23 protein-coding genes are annotated in these 22147 nt (G+C 67.8%); 14 read left to right on the top strand and 9 right to left on the bottom strand.

Annotated features, from left to right (window positions below; translation table 11 throughout):
- The first annotated feature begins 273 nt into the window (after positions 1 to 273).
- A complete protein-coding gene (locus ABE423_RS17260; protein ID WP_346486905.1) occupies positions 274 to 2796 on the top strand; it encodes a sulfite reductase flavoprotein subunit alpha in 2523 nt (840 codons plus the stop codon).
- Between the two features lie 78 nt (positions 2797 to 2874).
- Here ABE423_RS17260 and ABE423_RS17255 read toward each other — a convergent pair whose 3' ends face one another.
- Positions 2875 to 5412, bottom strand: coding sequence for a methyl-accepting chemotaxis protein (locus tag ABE423_RS17255; RefSeq protein ID WP_346486903.1), 2538 nt, complete (start codon positions 5410 to 5412; stop codon positions 2875 to 2877).
- A gap of 203 nt (positions 5413 to 5615) precedes the next feature.
- Between ABE423_RS17255 and ABE423_RS17250 the strand changes: the two genes are divergently transcribed.
- Positions 5616 to 6458, top strand: coding sequence for an arylamine N-acetyltransferase (locus ABE423_RS17250; protein WP_346486901.1), 843 nt, complete (start codon positions 5616 to 5618; stop codon positions 6456 to 6458).
- A gap of 128 nt (positions 6459 to 6586) precedes the next feature.
- Here the strand turns inward: ABE423_RS17250 and ABE423_RS17245 are convergent, their stop codons facing one another.
- A complete protein-coding gene (locus tag ABE423_RS17245) occupies positions 6587 to 6958 on the bottom strand; it encodes a VOC family protein (protein ID WP_346486899.1) in 372 nt (123 codons plus the stop codon).
- A gap of 82 nt (positions 6959 to 7040) precedes the next feature.
- On the opposite strand from ABE423_RS17245, the gene ABE423_RS17240 reads away from it, so the two are divergent.
- On the top strand, positions 7041 to 7757 hold the full coding sequence (locus ABE423_RS17240; protein ID WP_346486897.1) for an ABC transporter substrate-binding protein: 717 nt from the start codon (positions 7041 to 7043) through the stop codon (positions 7755 to 7757).
- A 77-nt stretch (positions 7758 to 7834) separates the two neighbouring features.
- On the opposite strand, the gene ABE423_RS17235 is transcribed toward ABE423_RS17240, so the two are convergent.
- Positions 7835 to 8734 carry a LysR substrate-binding domain-containing protein gene (locus tag ABE423_RS17235; RefSeq protein ID WP_180838677.1) on the bottom strand — a complete coding sequence of 300 codons (900 nt, stop codon included), beginning with the start codon at positions 8732 to 8734 and terminating at the stop codon, positions 7835 to 7837.
- Positions 8735 to 8832: 98 nt separating this feature from the next.
- Between ABE423_RS17235 and ABE423_RS17230 the strand changes: the two genes are divergently transcribed.
- Positions 8833 to 9018, top strand: a complete 186-nt coding sequence (locus tag ABE423_RS17230) for a hypothetical protein (RefSeq protein ID WP_125895603.1) — start codon at positions 8833 to 8835, stop codon at positions 9016 to 9018.
- Here the strand turns inward: ABE423_RS17230 and ABE423_RS17225 are convergent.
- Entirely contained in the window at positions 9015 to 10562 is a 1548-nt protein-coding gene (locus tag ABE423_RS17225) for an alkaline phosphatase (protein ID WP_346486894.1), read from the bottom strand. The genes ABE423_RS17230 and ABE423_RS17225 overlap by 4 nt on opposite strands.
- A 120-nt stretch (positions 10563 to 10682) precedes the next feature.
- On the opposite strand from ABE423_RS17225, the gene ABE423_RS17220 reads away from it, so the two are divergent.
- Positions 10683 to 11477: a D-alanyl-D-alanine carboxypeptidase family protein gene (locus tag ABE423_RS17220; protein WP_346486892.1), complete on the top strand. Its 795-nt coding sequence runs from the start codon at positions 10683 to 10685 to the stop codon at positions 11475 to 11477.
- A gap of 5 nt (positions 11478 to 11482) precedes the next feature.
- On the opposite strand, the gene ABE423_RS17215 is transcribed toward ABE423_RS17220, so the two are convergent.
- On the bottom strand, positions 11483 to 12076 hold the full coding sequence (locus ABE423_RS17215; protein ID WP_180838672.1) for a TetR/AcrR family transcriptional regulator: 594 nt from the start codon (positions 12074 to 12076) through the stop codon (positions 11483 to 11485).
- A 16-nt stretch (positions 12077 to 12092) separates the two neighbouring features.
- Complete coding sequence (locus ABE423_RS17210) at positions 12093 to 12689, bottom strand: NAD(P)H-dependent oxidoreductase (RefSeq protein WP_125895600.1); 597 nt, start codon at positions 12687 to 12689, stop codon at positions 12093 to 12095.
- Positions 12690 to 12815: 126 nt separating this feature from the next.
- On the opposite strand from ABE423_RS17210, the gene ABE423_RS17205 reads away from it, so the two are divergent.
- On the top strand, positions 12816 to 13349 hold the full coding sequence (locus ABE423_RS17205) for a hypothetical protein (RefSeq protein ID WP_125895599.1): 534 nt from the start codon (positions 12816 to 12818) through the stop codon (positions 13347 to 13349).
- 73 nt (positions 13350 to 13422) lie between these two features.
- On the opposite strand, the gene ABE423_RS17200 is transcribed toward ABE423_RS17205, so the two are convergent.
- Positions 13423 to 14250 (bottom strand): isocitrate lyase/phosphoenolpyruvate mutase family protein, encoded by an 828-nt coding sequence (locus tag ABE423_RS17200; protein WP_346486890.1) that lies wholly within the window; start codon positions 14248 to 14250, stop codon positions 13423 to 13425.
- A 165-nt stretch (positions 14251 to 14415) separates the two neighbouring features.
- Between ABE423_RS17200 and ABE423_RS17195 the strand changes: the two genes are divergently transcribed.
- The 5 genes from ABE423_RS17195 to accC all read left to right on the top strand — a co-directional run bounded on the left by ABE423_RS17195 (position 14416) and on the right by accC (position 18277).
- Positions 14416 to 15144, top strand: coding sequence for a DOPA 4,5-dioxygenase family protein (locus ABE423_RS17195; RefSeq protein WP_049401742.1), 729 nt, complete (start codon positions 14416 to 14418; stop codon positions 15142 to 15144).
- Between the two features lie 350 nt (positions 15145 to 15494).
- Complete coding sequence (gene aroQ, locus ABE423_RS17190; RefSeq protein ID WP_049423471.1) at positions 15495 to 15944, top strand: type II 3-dehydroquinate dehydratase; 450 nt, start codon at positions 15495 to 15497, stop codon at positions 15942 to 15944.
- The gene (locus tag ABE423_RS17185; RefSeq protein WP_097048608.1) at positions 15941 to 16366 is read left to right on the top strand and encodes a lysozyme inhibitor LprI family protein; all 426 of its coding nucleotides are present in this window, start codon (positions 15941 to 15943) and stop codon (positions 16364 to 16366) included. The genes aroQ and ABE423_RS17185 overlap by 4 nt, the downstream gene beginning before the upstream one ends.
- A gap of 53 nt (positions 16367 to 16419) precedes the next feature.
- A complete protein-coding gene (gene accB / locus ABE423_RS17180; protein ID WP_032129560.1) occupies positions 16420 to 16899 on the top strand; it encodes an acetyl-CoA carboxylase biotin carboxyl carrier protein in 480 nt (159 codons plus the stop codon).
- Positions 16900 to 16909: 10 nt separating this feature from the next.
- Entirely contained in the window at positions 16910 to 18277 is a 1368-nt protein-coding gene (gene accC / locus ABE423_RS17175) for an acetyl-CoA carboxylase biotin carboxylase subunit (protein ID WP_032129559.1), read from the top strand.
- 129 nt (positions 18278 to 18406) lie between these two features.
- On the opposite strand, the gene ABE423_RS17170 is transcribed toward accC, so the two are convergent.
- Together ABE423_RS17170 and ABE423_RS17165 are read right to left on the bottom strand one after the other, a co-directional pair.
- Positions 18407 to 18781: a hypothetical protein gene (locus ABE423_RS17170; protein WP_010481078.1), complete on the bottom strand. Its 375-nt coding sequence runs from the start codon at positions 18779 to 18781 to the stop codon at positions 18407 to 18409.
- Positions 18778 to 19743, bottom strand: coding sequence for a hypothetical protein (locus ABE423_RS17165; protein ID WP_032129558.1), 966 nt, complete (start codon positions 19741 to 19743; stop codon positions 18778 to 18780). Before ABE423_RS17165 ends, ABE423_RS17170 begins: the two co-directional genes overlap by 4 nt.
- Before the next feature lie 162 nt (positions 19744 to 19905).
- On the opposite strand from ABE423_RS17165, the gene prmA reads away from it, so the two are divergent.
- The 3 genes from prmA (at position 19906) to fis (ending at position 22044) form a co-directional block, all read left to right on the top strand.
- Complete coding sequence (gene prmA, locus ABE423_RS17160; protein WP_346486886.1) at positions 19906 to 20826, top strand: 50S ribosomal protein L11 methyltransferase; 921 nt, start codon at positions 19906 to 19908, stop codon at positions 20824 to 20826.
- A gap of 42 nt (positions 20827 to 20868) precedes the next feature.
- Positions 20869 to 21654, top strand: a complete 786-nt coding sequence (locus tag ABE423_RS17155) for a DUF3426 domain-containing protein (protein ID WP_346486885.1) — start codon at positions 20869 to 20871, stop codon at positions 21652 to 21654.
- A 114-nt stretch (positions 21655 to 21768) separates the two neighbouring features.
- Positions 21769 to 22044 (top strand): DNA-binding transcriptional regulator Fis, encoded by a 276-nt coding sequence (fis, locus tag ABE423_RS17150; protein WP_006397198.1) that lies wholly within the window; start codon positions 21769 to 21771, stop codon positions 22042 to 22044.
- The last annotated feature ends 103 nt before the right edge of the window (positions 22045 to 22147 follow it).

Below are 22147 nucleotides of genomic sequence, written 5' to 3'. Positions count from 1 at the left end.
CCGCATGGATGCGGCGACCGAGCTTACATGGACGTACTTGCAGCGGCCCCCGCAACCGGCCCCACCCCGCCTCCTCACAGGAAACCCGCTGTTGCTTCGGCTGTTGCTTCTGAGGTTGCCGGCCAGCGGCCGGCACTACCGCGGGTGCCGGGCGCCGCCCGGCCGATATCCCCTGCTTGACCGCAGCCGGGGCGCCACGGAGAATTCCGCGACTAATTCTCATTTGCTGTTGCGCAGGATGCGGGCGGCAGCCTTCCAGGCCCTCCTCCTTCGATGTTCAAGAACGTCCTGTTCCAACTGCACTGGCTGCTGGGCATCACCGCCGGTGCCGTGCTGGCCGTGATGGGCCTCAGCGGCGCCGTGCTGTCCTTCGAGGATGAACTGCTGCGGGCGGCCAATCCCGGCTTCGCCGAGATCGCCGAGCACCATGCCGACGGCCAGCTTCCGCTTGAACTCAGCGAACTGGTGCCGCTGCTGCAGACCGGCAGTGATCGCCCCCTGCAGCGCCTGCGCGTGGACGCCACCGGGCAGCGGCCTTCGGTGGCACGCTTCGCTGGTGGCAAGGAACACTGGGTCTACTTCGACCCGTACAGCGGCGAGCGCTTCAGTGCCTTGCGTGGGCAGGCGTTCTTCGACTTCGTCGAGGACCTGCACCGCCACCTCGCCGCGGGCGAGCGCGGCAAGTGGATCACCGGCAGCTGTGCGATCGCGCTGCTGTTCTTCACCCTGTCCGGTCTTTACCTGCGCTGGCCTCGACGCTGGTGGCACTGGCGCAGCTGGCTGGCGGTGGAATGGAAACGCAGCGGCCGTGGCTTCCTGTGGAGCCTGCACTCGGTGGTCGGCACCTGGGTGCTGCTGATCTACCTGATGAGTGCGCTGACCGGCCTCTGGTGGTCGTTCGACTGGTATCGCAGTGCCGCCAACACCCTGCTGGGCGTCGCACCGGCCGCCAAGCACAAGGTCGCCACCGGTGCCGCCCTGAACCTGGAACGCATCGAAGCCACGCTGTACGCACTGCCCGGCGTGCGCACCGGCTACATCGACCTGCGCCTGCCGGAGAAGCCGGGGCAGGCACTGAACGTGCGGGTGATGGCCGGTGATCCGTCGCAGCGCGGCGGCCAGCATGACCGCGCGCATGATCTGCTGCAGCTGGACCCAGGCACGGGGGCCACGCTCGATGCCCGCCCCTATGCGCGCCAGGGCGCCGGCGCGCAGCTGGCCACCAGCGTGTTCGCGCTGCACTCGGGCAGTTACTTCGGCGTGCCCGGGCGTGTCGTGGTGATGCTCAGCAGCCTGGGCATGAGCCTGTTCTTCATCACCGGCTGGATGCTCTACCTGGACCGCCGCCGCAGCCAGCGCGCCGCGCGTGACCTGCGCCAGTCGCTGCCAGCAACGCCTGCCGATGGCGGTGGTACGCCGTGGCTGGTGGTGCATGCCAGCCAGAGTGGACTGGGAGAACAACTGGCATGGCGCGCCGCCGCGCAGCTGCAGGCGTCCGGTCATGCGGTGCAGGTGCTGCCACTGGCCCGCGTCGATGCCGCGCAGCTGGCACGCACCGCGCAGGTGCTGTGGGTACTGAGCACCTTCGGCGACGGCGAGCCACCGGATGCGGCGCGAGGCGCTGCACGACGGCTGATGGCACAGACACTCGACCTGTCAGGCCTGCAGTTTGGACTGCTGGCGCTGGGTGACCGACAGTACCCGCACTACTGCGGCTTCGGTCGCCAGGTTGATGGCTGGCTGCTCGGCAACGGCGCGCGCCCGTTGTTCGACCGCATCGAAGTCGATGCCGCCTCGGTAGCGGCCTTGCGCCAATGGCAGCTGCAGCTGGGCGCGCTGACCGGCATCGTCACCGATGACAGCGTACTGCCAGCGGCCACGCAGATGCATGAGTGGCGGCTGCTCGGCCGCGACCGGCTCAATCCGGGCAGCATCGGTGGTGCCATCTGGCGCATCCGTCATGCGCCACCGGCCGACGTGCAGTGGCAGGCGGGCGACATCCTGCATATCGCGCCCCGGCACAACGCACGGCACGCCAGCGCCGTGTTGAAGGCACAGGGGTTGGATCCGCTGCAGCCGCTGCTGGTGGACGGCCACCCACGCACCCTGCTGGCGCTGGCCAGTGAACGCGAGCTGCCCGAGGCCGACGCCGCGCTGGCAGTGCAGGATGCCTGCCTGTGGCTGTCCGGATTGCCAACGCTGCCCGGACGCGAATACTCCATCGCCTCCTCCACGAGTGATGAAGTGGTGGAGCTGGTGGTGCGGCTGGTGCATGGCGCCTCCGGTCGAGCCGGGCTGGGCTCAGGCTGGCTGTCGCTGCATGCACCGATCGGTGCCAGCATCGCTGCCCGTGTGCACCGCAATCCTGGATTCCATCGTGTCAGTGGCGCCCCGATGGTGCTGATCGGCAACGGCACCGGCATCGCGGGTCTGCGCAGCTTGTTGCGCGAAGCTGCCCACACAGGCGAGCACGGGCACTGGCTGCTGTTCGGTGAGCGCCAGCGCGCGCACGACTTCCTGTTCGCCGACGAGATCGAAGCGTGGCAGGCCGATGGCCATCTCGCGCGGGTGGACCTGGCGTTCTCGCGCGATGGGGAAGGTGGTTACGTGCAGGATTGCCTGCATGCCGCCACCGATGCGCTGCGCGAATGGATGCAGCGTGGTGCAGTGATTCATGTCTGCGGCTCGCTGCAGGGCATGGCCGAAGGCGTGGACCAGGTGCTGCGCGCTGCGCTGGGCGATGAGGTTGTGGAAACGCTGCTGGAGACCGGGCGCTACCGGCGCGACGTGTACTGAGCCACAAGGGTAGTGCCGGCCGCTGACCGGCATGATAAACGACGGGGGCGGCCAGCGGCCCGCACGACCCGGGCGGGATCAGGCCGCAGCGCGCGCCTGTGGCATCGACTGCAGACGGAACGCGCCCACGGCTTCTGCCAGGGCATGTACCTGCGCCTGCATCTGCGCGGTCGAGGCCCCCGCCTCTTCCACCAGACTGGCGTTGCGCTGGGTACTGGCCTCCATCTGCACGATGGTCTGGTTCACCTGGGCGATGCCGGCATGCTGGTCCTGCGACGCGCTGCGGATCCCGGCCAGCAGATCCGCCAGCTGCTGCACGCTGCCGACAATTTCGCCCATCGTGGTGCCAGCCTGCTCGGCCTGCTGGTTGCCCTGCCCGACACGCGTCACCGAATCCTCGATCAATCCCTTGATCTGTTTGGCCGCCTCCGCACTGCGCTGTGCCAGCAGGCGCACTTCGGCAGCCACGACGGCGAAGCTGCGGCCCTGCTCTCCGGCACGCGCCGCTTCCACCGCCGCGTTGAGCGCGAGGATGTTGGTCTGGAAGGCGATGCCATCAATCAGCTGGGTGATGTCACCGATCCGCCGTGAGGCTTCGCTGATGCCATGCATGGTTGCCACCACCTGGCCGACCGCCTCGCCGCCACGCTGGGCCACTGCCGCCGCGCCCTTGACCAGCGCATCCGCACGGCCCGCGGCATCGGCATTGCGGCCAACAGTGTCGGTCAGCTCGTGCATCGACGCTGCCGTCTCTTCCAGATTGACCGCCTGCTGCTCGGTGCGCTGCGACAGATCATGGTGACCGGCAACGATCTCGCCGACACCGGTATCGAGGCTGGACGTGGCCTGCTGGATGCGGGTGACGATGCGGCCCAGTTGCGCGACGGTGGCGTTGGCATCATCGCGCATGCGCGCAAACACGCCCTGCAGTTCACCCTCCATGCGTACGCTGAGATCACCACGGGCGAGCGCAGCCAGCAGCGCCTGCAGATCGCCGAGGTTGGCCTCGAAGGTGGTCAACAGGCGATTGATGCTGGTCGACAGCGTACGCACAAAGCCCTGCTTCCCCTCCAGCGCGATGCGACCGTGCAGGTCACCGTGCGCGGCCGCGTCGACCAGGGCTGCCACTTCGGTTTCCAGCAGGGTTTCCAGCGCGCGACTGCGCCATTCCACCGCCACGCCGAGGAAATGCCCCTCGTCGACAATGGGATTGGCGATCAGCTGATAGCGGACACCGCAATGGCCGATCTCGCGTTCTTCGCGTTGTCGCACGCCGGCCAGGCTTACCAGTGCCGGATGCAGGCGCACCGCATCGCTCCCCACCAGCTCATCGCCCTGACGTTCCAGCTGCTCCAGCAGCGCCGGATTGGCGTACGCCACCAGGCCTTCGGCATCGACCACCATCAGCCCGGTCTGCGCACTGTCCAGCGCCTGGCGCACCCGGGTGTTGCCGCGCGCCACAGCACGTTCGGTCTCGATGCGCGCGCGCAGGCGCTGCTGCATGTCGACCAGGCGCTGGGCAAGCTGGCCGATCTCATCGTTGGCGTTGTAGACGCGCAGGGTGGTGTCGAGGCGGTCGTCGGCGATGTCGCTGGCGAAACGCAGGGTGTCCTGGATCGGCTGGCGCACCGCACGCAGCGCCAGCACCAGGCTGGTGATCAGCACGCCGGCCACCAGCAGCAGGGTCAGTGCGAACAGCACGCTCATCGTGCGCGCGCCGACCTGCTGGCGCGCCTGCGCCTTGGCCAGCGCTGCCACCTGCGCCTGCTGGAAAGCGGCAAGCGCCGGCGCTACGCCCGCGGCGGTATCCAGCAGCGACTGCGCTTCCACATCCAGGCCGACGCGGGCAGCGGTATACCCCAGCAGGGCGCCTTGATAGCCCTCCATCCCGGTGCGCAGGGCGTCCTGCGCATCCGCGGGCAGGCCCGCCAGCGCGAGGTCGAACGGCAGCTTTTCCTCGCTGGCGCGGTCGGCGTGGGTGGAATCACCGTCGAGCAGCAGCAGGGCCTCCTGCCTTCGCATCTTCTGCAGGGACAGCGCCAGCGACGGCCGCTGCAGCGCATCCACCTGTGCCTGCAGGGTTTCGGCGGCCTGCTGCAGCTGTGCAGCGAGGCCGGCCTCACCGCGGCCCATCTCGTCGACCCGTTCAAACAGGGCGGCGACACCCTGCGAGAACGCGTCGGCCGATTCGGTCAGCACCTGCAGCGCCATGCGCCGGCCGGCGTCCATCGGCATCGCGCGAAGCGCCTGCAGGTCAGCCTGCAGGGCCTTCTGTGCTGCCAGCAACTGGCTGCGGTCAGCATCATCGAAACTGCGTGCATACTGGGTCTGCAGGCGGCGCGCTTCGGCCACCCGCGTGGACAGGCTGGCAGCCAGATCGCTGCCGCGCTGGTAGCTGGCCTGGCTGCGCGCGGCCAGGGCGTTGGCATGGCCAGTCCAGGCGTAGACAGCGGCGATCGCCACCAGCCCCAGGCCACAGATCCACAGGGTCGCCTTGAGCTTGTTGGCCACGCTGAGCCGGTGTGGTTGCAGCCACAGCAGCAGGCCGGGGGACGCCGAGCGCAACGTGGCAAGACGCGTGCGCAGGGACCGGAGGTGGGGGACAACGGCCGACATGACAGACTCCAGGCGGAAGGACGCACCTGTATCGGCTGGATCTTGAGCAACTTTAGGGACTTTTTTGAGCCAGCCCCACCGATGGCTGGCGGACGCGGCCTTTGTACCCGGCACAGGCGACGGGGGGATGACACCCGCACGGTGCTTGACCTCAACCCCGGTTGGGGGAGCACAGTGGACTCCCTCCCCCGCCCGGTGCCTCCATGACGACGCTCGATGTCCCCCGCTACCTGCAGCGCCTGCAGCTGGATGCGCCGCCACCGCTGACGCTGGCGGGCCTGACGCTGCTGCAGCAGCGCCACAACGCACTGCTGCCCTTCGAAACCCTCAGCTGCCTGCTGCGCGATGCGGTGCCGATCGACCTGGACAGCGTGCAGCGCAAGCTGCTTGACGAGCGCCGCGGTGGCTACTGCTTCGAACTCAATGGTGGGTTGCTGGCGCTGCTGCAGGCCTTGGGCTTCGATGCCCAGCCATTGAGCGCGCGCGTACTGCTGGCCGCCCAGGACGACGAACTGACCGCGCGTACCCATCTGCTGCTGCGCGTGCAGGTGGACGGCGATGACTGGCTGGTGGATGCCGGTTTTGGCAGCCTGACCCCGACCGTACCGCTGCGCCTGCATGACCCGCAGCCGCAGGCCACCCCGCACGAACGCTATCTGTTGCAGCGGTTGGAAGACGGCGGTGATTTCATGCTGTCGGCCGAATCCAGCGACGGCTGGCGGGTGATGTACCGCTTCGATCTGCAGGCGCCGGCGCCGATCGACAACGTGGTGGGCAACTGGTACGTATGTACCCATCCCGACTCCAGTTTCCCCGGCCAGCTGCGCGCATCGCTGACCGGCCCGGACTGGCGCCGCACCATTGGCAGCGGCAACTACACCGAGTATCGCCCCGGGCAGGCGCCGGACAAGCGCCCGCTGCATGACGTCGGAGACGTGCGCGACGTGCTGGAGCAGCGCTTCGACATCCAGCTTCCGGACGACCCGCGGCTGGATCCAGCGATCAACGACTGGCTGCAGCGCTCGCGCGCCGCGACCCACGTGTAGCGTCAAGCCATGCCCGACGGGCGCTTTTTGTAGAGTCGAGCCGTGCTCGACTGGCGCTTTGGTAGAGTCGAGCGATGCCCGACTGACGCGCTCCCAGCACCCTGGAAGCAGTCGAGCATGGCTCGACGCTATATGGACGCGCGCGCCTGCACCGCGATACGGTTGCCTTCACTGTCGCGGATCTCGGCCACACGCCAGTCACCGGCATCAGCGGGGCCGAAACGCAGTTCGGCTCCAGCCTGCAAAGCTCGCTCGAGGCTGGCATCAAGGTCATCGACCCCGATGTAGATGCGCGCGCCCAGTTCCGACGGCCGGTAGTCCGCCCCTTGCACCAGCGCCATGCTGGCCCCTGCGGCTTCATCGGCGAATGGCAGGTAGGCCATCCGGCAATCGTGCAGCACGATCGGTTCGTCCACCTGCACCTGCAACCACTGCTGGTAGAAGGTGATGGCACGGGCCAGGTCACTGGCTGGGATTTCGACATGCAGGATCGGATTCATCCGCGCAGGATAACCGGACGCTGACATCGCCTGCGCAGCAGCACTGGCAAGCTGGACGCCCCCCTGTTCTGCGGAGCCCTGCATGTCCCTGGCCGATCATCGAAGCACACTGGCACCGCTGGGCTTCCTGCGCGTGGCGATCAACCTTGGCAACCCGGTGCTGGCACAGGGCGATGCGCGCTCACCGCGCGGCCCCTCACTGGAACTGGCTACCGCATTGGCGCAACGGATGGGGGTGCAGGCTCGCTTCACCTGCCACGATGCCGCAGCCTCGGTGGTCGAGGCAGCAGGCGAAGACGGCTGGGATCTGGCCTTCCTGGCCATCGATCCGGCACGCGCCGACCGCATTGCCTTCAGTGCTCCGTATGTGGAGATCGAAGGCACCTATCTGGTGCGCGAGGACAGCCCTGCGCAGCAGGTGGCCGACCTGGATCGCGAGGGGCTGCGCATCGCGGTGGGGCGTGGCGCGGCCTATGACCTGTTCCTGAGCCGCGAACTGCGCCACGCCACGATCGAGCGGGCAGAGACCTCGGCGGCGGCCATCACGTTGTTCGATCAGCAGCGCCTGGATGCCGCCGCCGGTGTACGCCAGCCGCTGGAGGCATGGGCGCAGGTGCATCCCGGCCACCGTGTGCTGGCCGGCCGTTTCACCGCGATCCAGCAGGCAGTGGCGGCGCCGGCCTCACGCCCGGCCGATGCATTGCGGGCGTTGTTCGAGGAAGTGGAGGCGATCAAGGCCGGCCCGTTGCTTGAGGAAGCGTTCGCGCGTGCCGGGCAGGCGGTCACGCTGGTGCGATGACTGTAGCGTCGAGCACCAGCAGTCGAGCATGGCTCGACGCTACAGATCCAGATGCAATGGTCGAGCATGGCTCGACGCTATAGATGTGCGTCTGCCATGTGCCGCACGTGCTCGGCGGCCTGCGCATGCAGCCAGTCGCGGAACGCGAGGAAGCCACGATGGCTGGCCGAGCGCTGCGGGTACACCAGCCAATGCGGCCAGTCGGTCTTCAGGCGCTGGCTGGACAGTGCGACCAGCTGGCCCGAATCCAGCAGCAGCCGCGCCCGCGTCACCCGCCCGAGCGCTACGCCCACGCCATCCAGAGCGGCGCGATGGTGCGCCTCCGAATCATCCAGCACCGCCACGAAACGCGACGGCGGGCTCTGCCCGCTCAACGCGAACCAGGCGCCCCACGCGCCGTCCGGATCACCGAGCAGCGGCCACCGGGTCAACGGCACACGGTCAATGCCGCCCATGCGTTCGATCAGCGCCGGGCTCGCCATCGGCACCAGCCACTCGTCGAACAGCGGTTCCACCACCAGGCCCGGCCATTGCCCGCTGCCCAGACGCAGCGCGGCGTCGAACTGGCGCTGCCGCTCGAAATCGATCAGGCGTTCGCTCGACTGCAGGTTGATCTCGATCTGTGGATGCTCGGCCACGAAGTGACCCAGGCGCGGCACCAGCCAGGCCGACGCCATCGACGGCACCGCGCTGATCGTCAGCACGTGCTCGGCACGTGCGGCATAGGGCTGGAAGGCTTCGTTGATCGCATCCAGATGCGGTCCGACCTGGTCGAGCAGGCGCTGCCCCTCAAGGGTGAGGGTGACACCACGCGGCTGGCGGATCAGCAGCGGCTGCCCGAGCCTTTCTTCCAGCTGCCGCATCTGATGGCTGAGCGCACTGACGGTCACATTCATCGACGCGGCGGCACGCGTCAGGTTGCCGAGCCGGGCAGCAGCCACGAAGCCCTGCAGGGCATGGAGCGGAGGGCGGGACATCAGGCTTGAATTCCTCTCAAGGCATGCTTGCGGAAATGTCGCTTTTTGCCTGTCCATGCTGCCCGTATCGTGCAATCCACTCAAGTGGAGGCACGCTCATGAACATCTTCAGCGGCTTGTTGTTCCTGCACGGCCACGTGGCCAGCGCCGAGCTGGCACGCCAGCTGGCCAGCCCGTCGCCGACGCCGCCGCCCAGCACCGCCCCCGGTAGTGCCGGCCGCTGGCCGGCAACCTCGTCGACCGGGAAACCTGCCGCTGCCAGCCAGCGGCCGGCACACCCCTAACGCTGCAGCGCTTCCTGCACCGCGGCAGCCACGTCGGTGTTGTCGATGTAACTGCCGTCGTTCCAGCGCACGTGCTGACGGTAGCCGGCATCAACGCCCCGCACGCGCTGGCCCAGCAGCTCCGCGCCCGCGCCCTTGGCCCACAACGGCACCAGCGCATTGGAATGGTTGCCGGTGGGACGGAAGCTCATCCCCGGCATGCGCCCACGGCCGTTGTTGCGCACCGGCTCGAAGGCGACGTTCTGTGCATCTGGGCCCATCGGCATGCTGTTGTCGTGGTCGGTGGTGACGATCAGCAGGTTGCGCTCCCAGCCACCGTTGCGTTCGATCCACTCGATCACTGCTGTCACCGCGTCGTTGAACTCCACGGTTTCCTCGATCAGCCGGCCGTACTGCGGCTGGTCGCTGCACTGGCCGTAGTGCCATTCAGTGCCGCAGGCACTGGTATGGGCGGCCCAGTCGGTGGCGCCACCTTCCACCATCAGGAACAGCCCCTTGGACGAACGCTGCTGCAGGAATTGCAGCGCACCACGGGTCATGGTCGCAAGATCCGGCACGCTGTCGATCTTCCTCACACCGGAAGGTGTGGCCGCATCCTTGCCCAGCACCTGCAGCTGGCGCGCCTGCTGCAGCGTGTTGGCCACGCGCGGCACGCCGATCAGCGGCCGGTCTGCCGGCAACCGTCCCTGCGCCAGCGCGGCGAACGCTTCCTTGCTGCGGATCAGGCGCCACGGCCCCGACGGATTGCCGCCGATGGTGCTGCCCGCTTCCAGCTGCTGCCAATCCTGCTGCGACACCCATTCCCACGGGTTCGCGCAGCCCTCGGCCTTGGCCGCGCCGGCACTCTCGTCACAGGCGCGACCATCAACGCTGTAGCCCGGGCCTCCGGTGCCCATCACCAGATCCATATGCCCCTGCGCCAGCATCTGATGGGCGATGGCGTGATAGTTGTTGCGCGATTCGTTCTGCGCCGCGAACGCGGCCGGCGTGGCATGCGCGAACGGTACCGAAGTCACCACGCCGGTGGCCATGCCCAGCCGCTTGGCGCGCAGCGTATTGAACTCGACCGGATTGCCATCGTTGTTGAAGTTGATGGCGTTGTTGTAGGTCTTGATGCCCGAGGACAATGCGGTGCCCGCCGCCGCACTGTCGGTAGCCACCGCAGCCAGGTACTGGTAGCCCGCAAACGGCAGGTCCTGCGCAGGAACCGGTGTGTCATCCCAGGCCTTGCCCGCGTCGTAGCCCAGGGTCTGCGCGTTGTCGCGGGTCGGCTGGCTGCTGGCGTTCAACGGGAAGGTGGTTACCGCCAGGCGCTGCGGAAAATCCGCATACGGCGCCCGTTCGCGGCTGCCGTATTGCCAGTAGGCGGCGGCGTCCCAGGTGCCCCAACCGGCGCCGTCGTTGATCATCACGATCACGTTGTGCGGGCGCGCTGGGCCGGAAGCAACAGCATCGGCGCGCAGATTGGGCTGGCAGCCGCCAAGTGCGGCCAGCGCGAGCAGCAACGAAGAATGAAGCCAGCGGCGTGGAATGCGTGCAGTCATCGGGTGTCCCGTCGGGCCATCGGCGGCCCACAATGTCGATACGTTATATCGTTGCAATGTTGCAGCTTCGTGCAGCCGCTGCACACTATCCTGCAGGCCCCCACTGCCATCCTCGTTTCCATGCCGTCTCCTGCTCCCGCGCGTGCACCGCTGTCCTTCATCACCCTCGATGCGGCAACGTTCGCGGTGATTCACCAGCACAACGCGGACATCGCCAGGCAACCGGCCTCGCTGACCAAGCTGATGACCGCCTATGCCGCGTACGAATGCGTCGAAGAGAAGGGAGGCGCGTGGGACGAAGCGGTCACCATCGCCACCGGGGATGTGCACGCGGTGGCCGATGATGAAACACGCATGGGCCTGGTGCCCGGTGAAACAGTCACCCTCGCGCGCCTGCTGGAAGGACTGATGATCGTCTCCGGCAATGACGCGGCGCTGGCCATCGCGCGCCATCTGGACGGATCACAGCCTGCGTTCCTGGAGCGCATGAACCGGCACGCGCGCCAGCTCGGCCTGCGCAGCAGCTGGTTCGCCAGCGTGTCCGGCATCACCACCCCGCACCATGCGTCCAGCGCGCGCGACATGGCGGTGCTGGCCACCTGCCTGTTGAACGATCATCCGCAGATCCTGGCGATCACCGCGCAGCGCGTGTTCGCGCACGGCAGCTTCAGCCGCAGCAACCAGAACGCCCTGCTTGGCGATGACGGCGTGGATGGCTTGAAGACCGGCTACACCCAGGCCGCAGGCTTCTGCCTGGCCGCCACCGCCTGCCGGGCAGTGCCCGGGCGGGATCAGCCGGTACGCCTGATCACCGTGGTGCTGGGTTCTGAAAGCCGCGACGCACGCGATGCCCTTGTGCGCGAGCGGCTGGCCGCCGGGTTCGCGGCGCTGGCCGACAGCACCGCCGACGCCTGAGCGGCTCAGCGTCGCTTGACCGTTGCCACGATCAGCCGCTGCAGCTCGGCTTCGGCTGCGGCCTTGTCCAGCGCGCCTGCTGCCACGGCTTCGGACAGGGCTTCGGCCGCACCGAGAATCGCCCAGCGTCCCGCCAGCGATACCGTGCCGTCGGCAGCAAACGGGCCCAGCCAGGCGTCGCAGTTGTCGATGAAATCCTGCTGGTAACGCCGCCGTACCTCGTGCAGTTCCGGAGCGCCCACCAGCGCGGCGAGGATGCCCTGCACTTCACTGCCCTGGCTGAGGATGCAGTCGATGTAGCCGGAGGCGATGGCCGCCGCACGATCGGCCAACTGCGCCCGTGCGCGGCCGATGCGCTCGTTGAAGACCACCGTCTGGCGACCGTCGTAGTCATCGTAGAGCGCGGCCAGCAGGCCGTTGCGGGTCACGAAGTGATCGTAGGCCACCGGCTTGGTCACGCCCGCGGCCTCGGCCAGCCGACCCAGGGTCAACGCGTCGGTGCCTTCTTCGCCAACCAGCGCCCAGGCCACGTCCAGCAACTGGCGGGCGCGTTGCTCGCGGGTCAATCGGCGGCGCGTGGGAGCGGCGTTGGCAGGCATCGGCGGAACACGGCGATCAGTGCATCGGAGTTCCGATTTTACGGCCGATCGCCAGCGCGGTCTGCAGATGCGTTTCGGCCGCACCGGTATCGGCATCCAGCAGCAGGTCTGACGTCAGCACGTGCGCGCCGCAGTAGTCGAAGATGCCCATGTCGATCTGCGTCTTCATCGCCGCGCCGTAGCCACGACGTTCGACCATGTCCGCGCCGGCTCCACCGATGCCGACCAGGTGCACGCGCAACCGCTGCAGCTTCTTCTGCACCTTGCCGTCTGCACCGTCCTGGTAGGCCCAGCCCTGGGTGAACACGCGATCGATCCAGCCCTTCAGCAGCGCGGGGAACGACCACCAGTACAGCGGGTAGACCAGTACCAGCGTGTCGGCAGCATCCAGCCGCGCCTGCTCGGCGGCGACGTCGGCTGGAGGTGCGCCGGTGCCACGGAACAGCGCCTGGTCGTGCGTGTTGAAGCGCGGATCGAAGCCTTCGGCCATCAGATCGGCATGGGTCACGGTATTGGCGGCATCCGCTGCGGTGATGGCTTCGCCGATGCGCCTGGCGATGGCATGGGTCAACGCGGCGGATTCAGGATGGGCGGTAACGATGAGGGTGTGCATGGGGGATGTCCGGAATTCACTACCTACCAATAGTAGGTAATGGTGCCCGGGACACCAGCGCCATGCGTGGGACGCTGTTTCCGCATCCGCCGTATAGTGCGGCGGTTCCCGCTGAGATACCCGACGATGCACCGATACCTGCTCGCCCTTCTGCTGGCCCTGCCGATGGCAATGGCCGTTGCGCCAGCGCTGGCCGGTGAGCTCAGTCCGGAGGACTCAGCCGCATTGCGCCAGGACGTGCAGGCGATGATGGGCGCATTCGCCCGCGGCGATGCCGAGTTGATCATCGCCCGAACCCATCCCAGCCTGAAGCGTCTGGCCGGGGGCGATGAGGCCTATGCACGTATGACTCGCGACACCCTGAAAGAGCTGCGCAAGGCCGGGGTCACCATCATCAGCGACGAGGCCGGCGTGCCGGGCCACACCTATGCAGCCGGTGATGAGGAAGTCTGCTTCGTGCCACGCCAGTCGCTGCTGCGCGTGCGCGAGGCGCCGATGCGCAGCACCTCGTTCATGCTCTCCGTGCGCCGCGTCGGCACAGCCCAATGGAGTTTCATTGACGGTGCTGCGTTGCTGGGCAATCCCGCGCTGCTTCGGCAACTGCTGCCAGCGTTGGCGCCTGGGGTGACGCTGCCCAAGGGTGGAATGGAAGCGCTGTAATCGCAGGCGCATCCATCCACGCATGGCGTGGATCTACTATCCCTGCTGGTCTGGGACTGCACCGGGATTTCGCTCAACGGAACAGCGTGTTCAACGCGGCCCCGGAAGCCGCCTGCTGCAGGCCGTCGAAGCGTCCGTCCTGCACGATCGGCCGTGTCGCCTGCATCAGTCCGCCCCATGCAGCACGGGCCAGCGCACCGCCCAGGCTGACGCGGCGGACGCCGAGTGCGGCGATGTCCTGCAGGCTCAGCGGTGTTGGCCCACCAACCAGCAGGTTCACCGGCTTCAGCCCCGCAGCGGCAACCACCGCGCTGATCTGCTCGCGCGTGCTGATGCCCGGTGCATACAGCACGTCTGCACCGGCCTCGGCATAGGCGCGCAGGCGTTGCAGGGTGTCCGCCAGATCCGGCACGCCGACGAAGAAGTTCTCGGCACGGCCAACCAGCAGCACGTCGCCGCCCGCGCGGTCGATGGCTGCACGGGCAGCGCGCAGACGCTCCACCGCCTGATCGATCGGACGCAGCGGTGCATCGGCGACGCCGCTGGCATCCTCGATCGACAACGCCGCGATGCCGGTGTCGATCGCCGCGGCCACCGCCTCCTGCACCTTCTGCGGCGTTTCACCGAAGCCATCGCCGAAATCGGCGTTCAACGGCAGCGGCGTCGCTGCCGCCATCAGACGCAGATGGTCCAGCGTGGCCTGCAGCGAAACCGCTCCGTCCGGCCGCCCTTCACTCCAGGCACAGCCGGCACTGGTCGTGGCCAGTGCCTGGAAGCCCTGCCGCTGCAGGTAGCGCGCACTGCCCACGTCCCACGGATTGGGCAGTACGAAGCACCCTGCTGCATGCAGCTGGCGGAAGGCCGCGCGCTTGCGTTGGGTATCGGCATCGGGCGAGGTCATGGCGGGCTCCGGGGCGGCAGACCTGCACCCTAGCCCGCCCTGCAGCCGCGCTCAACGACGACGGCGCAAACCTGCATGAGGTGATGCCACCTGCTTATTGGACGCTGTGGATGCAGGTGCCCGAGCGTGCTTGCCTGCCCACACGATGCCGCCACGGAGCCCTTCATGCACCCGGACCCGCTGACCTTGATCGACGCCGGCGACGATGACGCCCACTGGGCCGACCTGCTTTCGCCCACACGCCGCCGCCTGATCGCATCGGCCGGTCTGGCCGCCGGCGGCCTGGCCAGTGCGTCGACCGCCGCCGCAGCCCCGCGCGGCGAAAGCACGGTGAACACCACCGAACCCGGGCGCCCCGGCTTCCGTGCCATCGTCCCGCCGCCGGTGAAGGGCAGCAGCCCCTGGGGCCAGGTCACCGCCAGCGAACCGACCCCGCGCCCGGCCAGCGTGCGTCCCGGGGAGGCCACCCTGCCCGCGACCCCACGTGCCTACACCGACATCAAGAGCTATCACGCGCATATCTACTTCGACGAGGACAGCTTCGAGAAAGCTGCGCTGCTGCGGCGCTGGGCGGCCGAGCGCTTCCCGGTGGAGCTGGGCAACTGGAACCTGGAACCACGCGGACCGCACGTCACCCCGTCGTTCTACTTCGGCTTCACCAACGACCTGCTGCCGGTGCTGGTGCCCTGGTTGCAGCTCAACAGCCTGGGCCTGACCATCCTGATCCACCCCAATACCGGTGATGGCCGCGCCGACCATCTGTATTACGCGTTGTGGGTGAACCGCGCGCAGCCGGTGAACGCCTACAACTGGCCGGCACCGAAGCCGGGGGAACGGGAGCCCTTGGAGGAGGTGTTTCCGAACGTGGTGCCGACGGTGCCGCTGGAGACGTGAGCGGGTGCGTGGCGGGGGCGGTGGGTGGCGTGCAGCGGACCTTGGGCTGCCCCTCGGTGGGTGCGTAGCCTGCTGCGCACCGAACTTCCTTCATCCACGCATGGCGCGGATCTACCGCATCACCGCCCGTTGCGGCATCGGTCATCGCCCGGCCTGCCGCCATCGTCGGCCTACGTGCACGCATCCCCCAGCTGCACGGCGTTCAGCGCGCCTTGATCCAGCGCGCGCCATACGGCCGCAAGCCCTCCGGGGAATTTCAAACAATCGATTGAAACGCTGCAAACTTCGCCGAACTGGACAGCATCCGCCGGTTCCGCCAGACTGCCGCCCTTTCCCGTCTTCCGGATCCCATGGCGAAGCTGCTGGTCCTGCACGGCCCCAACCTCAACCTGCTCGGCACCCGCGAGCCGGAGGTCTACGGCCACACCACGCTGGCCGACATCGACCAGGCGCTGGCCGCCCAGGCCTCGGCTGCCGGGCACGCGGTGGAGAGCCTGCAGTCCAATGCCGAGCACGTGCTGGTGGACCGCGTGCAGGCCGCACGCGACGACGGAACCGCTTTCATCCTGATCAACCCCGCCGCCTTCACCCACACCTCGGTCGCCCTGCGCGATGCGCTGGCGGCGGTGGCGGTGCCGTTCATCGAGATCCACCTGTCCAACCCGCATACCCGCGAACCGTTCCGCCAGCACAGCTACTTCAGTGACAAGGCCGTGGGCGTGGTCTGCGGTTTCGGCGCCGACAGCTACCGCTACGCGATGGACGCGGCGCTGCTGCGCGTGCAGGCGGCCCGCGCGTGAAGATGCTCCCAAGAGTGCTTGCCTGCATCGTGCTGTGGGCCGGCGTGTGCGGCGCCAGCGTCGCCGCCGAGCGCGCGGCCGCCGGCATTGATTGCGCGCAGGCGACCGGCGGCTACGAGCGCGACATGTGCGATTCCGATCGCCTGGATGACGCCGACAGCGCATTGAACGCCGTTTACGTCCAGGCGCGCGGCGAACTGAAGGCGCAGGCCGCCGATGGCAGCTGCAGCCGCTGCGCAGCGGCCGAACAGCAGCTGGTGAAGGCCCAGCGCATCTGGATAACCCTGCGCGATGCAGACTGCGAGGCAGTCTACGCCTTCAATGCAGACGGCACCTCGCGCAACCCTGCGAAGATGCAGTGCCTGATCACCCAGACGCGCGACCGTACGCGGCAGCTGCGCGAGTTCTACGAACTGCTTTGACCCGAGCGCGATGCGCTTCCCACCACACTGACATCAAGAGCAAAGAGGCCACCATGGATCTCCGCAAAATCAAGAAGCTGATCGACCTGCTGGAAGAGTCGAACCTGGCTGAAATCGAAATCAAGGAAGGCGAAGAGTCGGTGCGCCTGTCGCGCGCCCCGGTGGCCGGCTATGCCGCCCCGGTCGCCGCCCCGGTGTACGCCGCTCCGGCCGCTCCGGCGCCGCAGGCGATGCCGATGCAGTCGCCGACCGAAGCCTCCACCGGTGGCACCGCCAAGCCGGGCCCGGCGCTGCCGGAAGGCCACGTGCTGCGCTCGCCGATGGTCGGCACCTTCTACGCGTCGTCCGCCCCGGACAAGCCTGCGTTCGTCAGCGTTGGCCAGCAGGTCAAGGAAGGCGAGACCCTGGCCATCATCGAAGCGATGAAGATGTTCAACCCGATCGAAGCCGACAAGTCCGGCACCATCGTCGCCATCCTCGGCGAGAACGGCCAGCCGGTCGAATTCGACCAGCCGCTGTTCGTGATCGGCTGAGGGGCACGCCATGCTCGACAAAGTCGTCATCGCCAACCGAGGGGAAATCGCGCTGCGCATCCTGCGCGCGTGCCACACCCTCGGCATCCGCACGGTGGCCGTGCATTCCACGGTCGACCGCAACCTCAAGCACGTGGCCATGGCCGACGAGTCGGTCTGCATCGGTCCGGCGCCGTCGCCGCAGAGCTACCTCAACATCCCGGCACTGATCGCCGCGGCGGAAGTCACCGACGCCCAGGCCATCCACCCGGGCTACGGCTTCCTGTCGGAGAACGCCGACTTCGCCGAGCGCGTGGAAGAGTCCGGTTTCATCTTCATCGGCCCCAAGGCCGACACCATCCGCATGATGGGTGACAAGGTCGAAGCCATCCGCGCGATGAAGTCCGCCGGCGTGCCGTGCGTGCCCGGCTCGGGCGGCCCGCTGGGCGAAGACATCGTCGCCAACACCAAGATCGCCCGTGAGATCGGCTACCCGGTCATCATCAAGGCGGCCGGTGGTGGCGGGGGCCGCGGCATGCGCGTGGTGCACGCCGAAGCCTCGCTGAAGACCTCGATCGAAACCACCAAGAGCGAGGCCAAGGCCGCGTTCGGCAATGGCGAGGTCTACATGGAGAAGTTCTTGGAGAACCCGCGCCACGTGGAAATCCAGGTACTGGCCGACGGCCAGGGCAACGCCATCCACCTGGGCGAGCGTGACTGCTCGATGCAGCGCCGCCACCAGAAGGTGGTGGAAGAAGCGCCGGCACCGGGCATCACTGCCGAGCAGCGCGAGCAGATCGGCAAGGTCTGCACCGAAGCCTGCGTACGCATCGGCTACCGTGGTGCCGGCACGTTCGAGTTCCTGTACGAGGACGGCCGCTTCTACTTCATCGAAATGAACACCCGCATCCAGGTGGAACATCCGGTCACCGAAATGGTCACCGGCATCGACCTGGTGGCCGAGCAGCTGAAGATCGCCGCCGGCCAGAAGCTGTCGATCAAGCAGAGCGACGTGGTGCTGACCGGCCATGCCATCGAGTGCCGCATCAACGCCGAAGATGCTGAAACCTTCGTGCCGAGCCCGGGCACCATCACCGGCTTCCATCCGCCGGGCGGCCCCGGCGTGCGCGTGGACACCCACATCTACAGTGGCTACCGCGTGCCGTCGAACTACGACTCGATGATCGGCAAGCTGATCGTGCACGGCCCGGACCGCGAAACCGCCATTGCCCGCATGCGGGTGGCACTGAGCGAAATGGTGGTCGATGGCATCAAGACCAACGTCGCCCTGCAGCAGCGGATCATGCGCGACAAGGGCTTCCAGGCCGGTGGCCAGAACATCCACTACCTGGAAAAGCGCCTGGCCGAACGCAAGAACAAGCCGATCGCGCTGACCTGATCGGCGCCACGTGCTGGACATGAAAAGGGCGGGGATATCCCCGCCCTTTTCTGTTGCTGCAGCGCCGAGCCCATGCTCGGCTTGCCGGAAAGCTCAGCCGAGCGTGGGCTCGGCGCTACAGCAGGCGCATCAGCGCTTGTCGGCAGCTTCGGCCGGAATCTGCGAGTTCGCCAGCGGACGCACGCCATTGGGCGACGTCGGGTCGACGATCACCATGGTCTCGGTCGAACCATCCGGCCACACCACCTGGAAGGTGCTGCCCGCCGGCAGCGACGCGAACGGCATGCCACTCTGCGCGCGATAGACCGCGGCCACCTGGCTGGCACCGGCACGGCGCACGTCTTCCTGCGCCTTCACCGTGGTCAGTTCCACCTTCGACAGATGCCGGTAGCGATCTTCATAGGTATCGATCATCAACAGGCCAACCGCGCCGGCTGAGTAGGCCACGAACAGGGCCACCCAGAACCAGAACTTGGCCCCGTGCAGGAATCGGCGGTAGTTCATTGCTCGTTCCTCTTTCCAACCAATCGCTTGATCCATTCCTTCATCTTCCCAGCGCCCTGCCGCGATACCGCAGCGTCATACACGAAATCCCGGAAATCCTGCGTACCATCCTGCGAACAGATCCCTCCGTTCGCACAAAAACTGTTGACCAGCACACTGTCTGCCCCACACGGTAGACCGAGTTCGCAGGCCGCAAGCCGCCATGCGAGTTCACTGAGCTGCTCGCCCGCCACCAGGCCGTTGAGCGCGCGGTCACCCGAGGCGCGCACGCCCATGCCCGGTGCGATCGCCATGAAGGCCTCCGGGTCGCGCGAGGTGCGCACCCGTTCAACCAGGTCACGGCGGTACTCGGGGCTGTCCTGCAGCGGTTCGCCCTCGGCGAACAACGCAGCCTCAGCAGCCAGATTGCCTTGTGCGGCCGCCTTGCGACGTTCGGACAGCACCAAGGCCGTGCCCAGCTTGTCGCCCGGCACGAAACCACCACAACGCTGCGCGACGCGTTCGCGCGCCTGCACCATCGCCGGTGCGGCGGTCAGGCCCAGCCCGGCCAGCACGTTGTTGTCCAAGCGGTAGCCACCCGGATCGACCGCGTACTGCGCGCAATAGTCATAGACACGGCTGAGCATCCAGCGCGCCTCGTGGTTGCCTTCGTCCGCCTGGGCACGCAACCGCTGAGCATAGGCATACAGGTCGGTGGCGTCTTCGATATCGGCGCGGAGATCCAGGGGCAGCCCGGACGGCAATGCGTTGCCACGCTCGAAGGGTGCCAGGCGGCGCGCGAGCGCCTCCGGCATCACCGGCAGCGGCGCCGCACTGTCAGCGGCCGCGACCGCACCTGCCAGATCCGCCGACGCTACCGAAGACGTCGCAGCATGGCCGCTGGCCCGATAACCGGCCACGCCCAGCACGGCCACAGCCGGCAGTACGAGCAACCAGGTTTTCAGGGTCGGAGCGAAGGCCATCGGCGGCGGTAGGCGATGCGGCGGATAGGAAAGCACGAAGTTTAGCAAGGCCCGACGGGCCTGTCTGAACGGGCTTCGTTCATCTCGGAGCGGCATCTCAGGCAATACGGAGACGCCCCGATGGTCTAGCATGGCCCCTTTCCCGCCATTGCCCCCACCACCATGCCGTTCCTGGAACTGACCCTGCGCTGCACCGAAGCCACCCAGCCCCGCTATGAAAATGCGCTGGAGGACGTGGGTGCACTGGCCGTGACCCTGCTCGATGCCGAGGCCGATACCAGCAACGAACAGGCCATTCTCGAACCGGGCGTGGGCGAGACCCCGCTGTGGGACACGCTGGTGCTGAGCGCGCTGTTCCCCGCCGACAGCAACGCGCTGTTGCTGCTGGCCGCACTGGAATCCTTCGATCCGGAGCTGGACTGGAGCAGCGGCAGCTTCCGCGCTGTCGAGGATGAAGACTGGGAACGTGCCTGGCTCGACCAGTTCCAGCCGATGGACTTCGGCAACCGTACCTGGATCGTGCCGTGGAACCATGAACTGCCGGAGGCCGCACTGGCCGCCGATGCCGCCGTGGTGCGGCTGGACCCGGGCCTGGCGTTCGGTTCGGGCACCCACCCGACCACCGCACTGTGCCTGCGCTGGCTGGACCAGTTGGCGGTCGATGGCCTGCTGCAGGGCCAGCGCGTGCTCGACTTCGGTTGCGGCTCGGGCATCCTCGCACTGGCCGCGCTGAAGCTGGGCGCCGCCGAAGCCATCGGCGTGGACAACGATCCGCAGGCCCTGGTCGCCACCGCCGACAATGCCGAGCGCAACGGCGAGCAGGCCCGCATGCATGTGTACCTGCCGCAGGACGAACCGGTCGCGACCTATCCGATCGTGGTCGCCAACATCCTCGCCTCGGCGCTGGATGCGCTGGCCGAACTGCTGGCTGCGCGCGTTGCTGCCGGTGGCCGCATCGCCCTGTCCGGCATCCTGCATGGCCAGGAAGGCGAACTGCTGCAGCGCTACGCAGCATGGTTCGACGATCTGCAGGCCACCCAGGATGGCGACTGGATGCGCATCACCGGCGTGCGCCGCGCCTGATCGTGGTTGAATGACCGCTGGATCCGAGCCCGCGCCCTGAGCATGTCCGAGCCGAACCCACCGCGCCGTCCCCTGGCCACCTTCCTGCGCACGACGCCGGAGGGTGAGCCTGCGCCTGCGACCGATGCGCGTGCGACCGATGCGCGCATGCAGGACGAAGCCGGGCACGCAACGCCCGTGGAGCAGATGCAGGCCGAGCCCATCGACCTGGCACGCCCACCGGCGACAGAGATGCGACACGACGATGACGTTGTCATCGTTGATGAAGCAGCGGCCATCGAACCGGCGCCGGTCGCGGTGCAGGCAACGGCGGTCGCCAGTGATGCCCCCAGCTTCCTCGGCAGCGCGCGCACGCGCACGCTGCCAGCACCCCGCTGGCACTGGCTGCTGGTCGCCGGGCTGGCATTGCTGCTGGTACTGCAGAGCGTGCTGGCCGACCGCGCGCGGCTGGCCGCCGACGCCGGCAACCGCGCATGGCTGGGCACGCTGTGCGGCGTGCTGCGCTGCAGCCTGCCTGCCTGGCACGAGCCCACTGCGTTCACCATGACCAGCCGCGAGATCCGCCCCCTGCCGGGCCAGGCCGGTGTGCTGCAGGTGCAGGCCAGCATCCGCAATGATGCGCGCTGGGCACAGGCGTGGCCGGACCTGCGGTTGTCATTGTCCGATGCCGATGGCCGGGTGATCGGCAGCGGCGTGTTCACGCCCGCGCAGTACCTGGGCGAGAACCCCGGTGCAGCCCTGCTGGAACCGGGCCAGAGCGCGCGCGTCGCCTTCCGGGTACAGGAGCCCGCTGCGTCCACCGTCGCATTCACCTTCGACTTCCTCTGACCGGGGAGAGGCGACCAGCCGTGGCAGGCCGGGCACGCTCGCGCTAGACTGGCCGCCACCACCTCGTCCGGCCGCGCGCTCCGCGCGCACGGGCCAACCGAATCGGGAACCCCCTTGAACGCTGTCCTTTCTCGTCCTGACAACAGTCGTGGCGCTGCCCGGCCACCGCTGCGTGAACACGTCGCCCAGTCCGTGCGCCGCTACCTGCGTGACCTTGATGGCTGCGATGCGGACGATGTCTACGAGATCGTGCTGCGCGAGATGGAGATTCCGCTGTTCGTGGAAGTGCTCAACCACTGCGAAGGCAACCAGAGCCGCGCCGCCGCGATGCTGGGCATCCACCGTGCCACCCTGCGCAAGAAGCTGAAGGAATACGGCATCAGCGCGTAAGCGCGCACGAGGGTAGTGGCCGGCGCCGGGGGGCCCCCCCCCGAAACCTGGGAGGGAGGTTGAGGGGGAGGGCCCCCGCCCGCCCAACCCCGGGGACCACCCC

The sequence above is a fragment of the Stenotrophomonas sp. TWI1409 genome, assembly GCF_039673015.1.
Lineage (GTDB): Bacteria > Pseudomonadota > Gammaproteobacteria > Xanthomonadales > Xanthomonadaceae > Stenotrophomonas > Stenotrophomonas maltophilia_A.
Note: the sequence above shows the minus strand (reverse complement) of the source record. Positions and strands in the feature narration are given on the sequence as shown.

Coding starts and splice junctions, on each gene's coding strand:
- ABE423_RS17260 (WP_346486905.1), top strand. CDS start 274: ATGTTCAAGAACGTCCTGTTCCAACTGCACTGGCTGCTGGGCATCACC.
- ABE423_RS17255 (WP_346486903.1), bottom strand. CDS start 5,412: ATGTCGGCCGTTGTCCCCCACCTCCGGTCCCTGCGCACGCGTCTTGCC.
- ABE423_RS17250 (WP_346486901.1), top strand. CDS start 5,616: ATGACGACGCTCGATGTCCCCCGCTACCTGCAGCGCCTGCAGCTGGAT.
- ABE423_RS17245 (WP_346486899.1), bottom strand. CDS start 6,958: ATGAATCCGATCCTGCATGTCGAAATCCCAGCCAGTGACCTGGCCCGT.
- ABE423_RS17240 (WP_346486897.1), top strand. CDS start 7,041: ATGTCCCTGGCCGATCATCGAAGCACACTGGCACCGCTGGGCTTCCTG.
- ABE423_RS17235 (WP_180838677.1), bottom strand. CDS start 8,734: ATGTCCCGCCCTCCGCTCCATGCCCTGCAGGGCTTCGTGGCTGCTGCC.
- ABE423_RS17230 (WP_125895603.1), top strand. CDS start 8,833: ATGAACATCTTCAGCGGCTTGTTGTTCCTGCACGGCCACGTGGCCAGC.
- ABE423_RS17225 (WP_346486894.1), bottom strand. CDS start 10,562: ATGACTGCACGCATTCCACGCCGCTGGCTTCATTCTTCGTTGCTGCTC.
- ABE423_RS17220 (WP_346486892.1), top strand. CDS start 10,683: ATGCCGTCTCCTGCTCCCGCGCGTGCACCGCTGTCCTTCATCACCCTC.
- ABE423_RS17215 (WP_180838672.1), bottom strand. CDS start 12,076: ATGCCTGCCAACGCCGCTCCCACGCGCCGCCGATTGACCCGCGAGCAA.
- ABE423_RS17210 (WP_125895600.1), bottom strand. CDS start 12,689: ATGCACACCCTCATCGTTACCGCCCATCCTGAATCCGCCGCGTTGACC.
- ABE423_RS17205 (WP_125895599.1), top strand. CDS start 12,816: ATGCACCGATACCTGCTCGCCCTTCTGCTGGCCCTGCCGATGGCAATG.
- ABE423_RS17200 (WP_346486890.1), bottom strand. CDS start 14,250: ATGACCTCGCCCGATGCCGATACCCAACGCAAGCGCGCGGCCTTCCGC.
- ABE423_RS17195 (WP_049401742.1), top strand. CDS start 14,416: ATGCACCCGGACCCGCTGACCTTGATCGACGCCGGCGACGATGACGCC.
- aroQ (WP_049423471.1), top strand. CDS start 15,495: ATGGCGAAGCTGCTGGTCCTGCACGGCCCCAACCTCAACCTGCTCGGC.
- accB (WP_032129560.1), top strand. CDS start 16,420: ATGGATCTCCGCAAAATCAAGAAGCTGATCGACCTGCTGGAAGAGTCG.
- accC (WP_032129559.1), top strand. CDS start 16,910: ATGCTCGACAAAGTCGTCATCGCCAACCGAGGGGAAATCGCGCTGCGC.
- ABE423_RS17170 (WP_010481078.1), bottom strand. CDS start 18,781: ATGAACTACCGCCGATTCCTGCACGGGGCCAAGTTCTGGTTCTGGGTG.
- ABE423_RS17165 (WP_032129558.1), bottom strand. CDS start 19,743: ATGGCCTTCGCTCCGACCCTGAAAACCTGGTTGCTCGTACTGCCGGCT.
- prmA (WP_346486886.1), top strand. CDS start 19,906: ATGCCGTTCCTGGAACTGACCCTGCGCTGCACCGAAGCCACCCAGCCC.
- ABE423_RS17155 (WP_346486885.1), top strand. CDS start 20,869: ATGTCCGAGCCGAACCCACCGCGCCGTCCCCTGGCCACCTTCCTGCGC.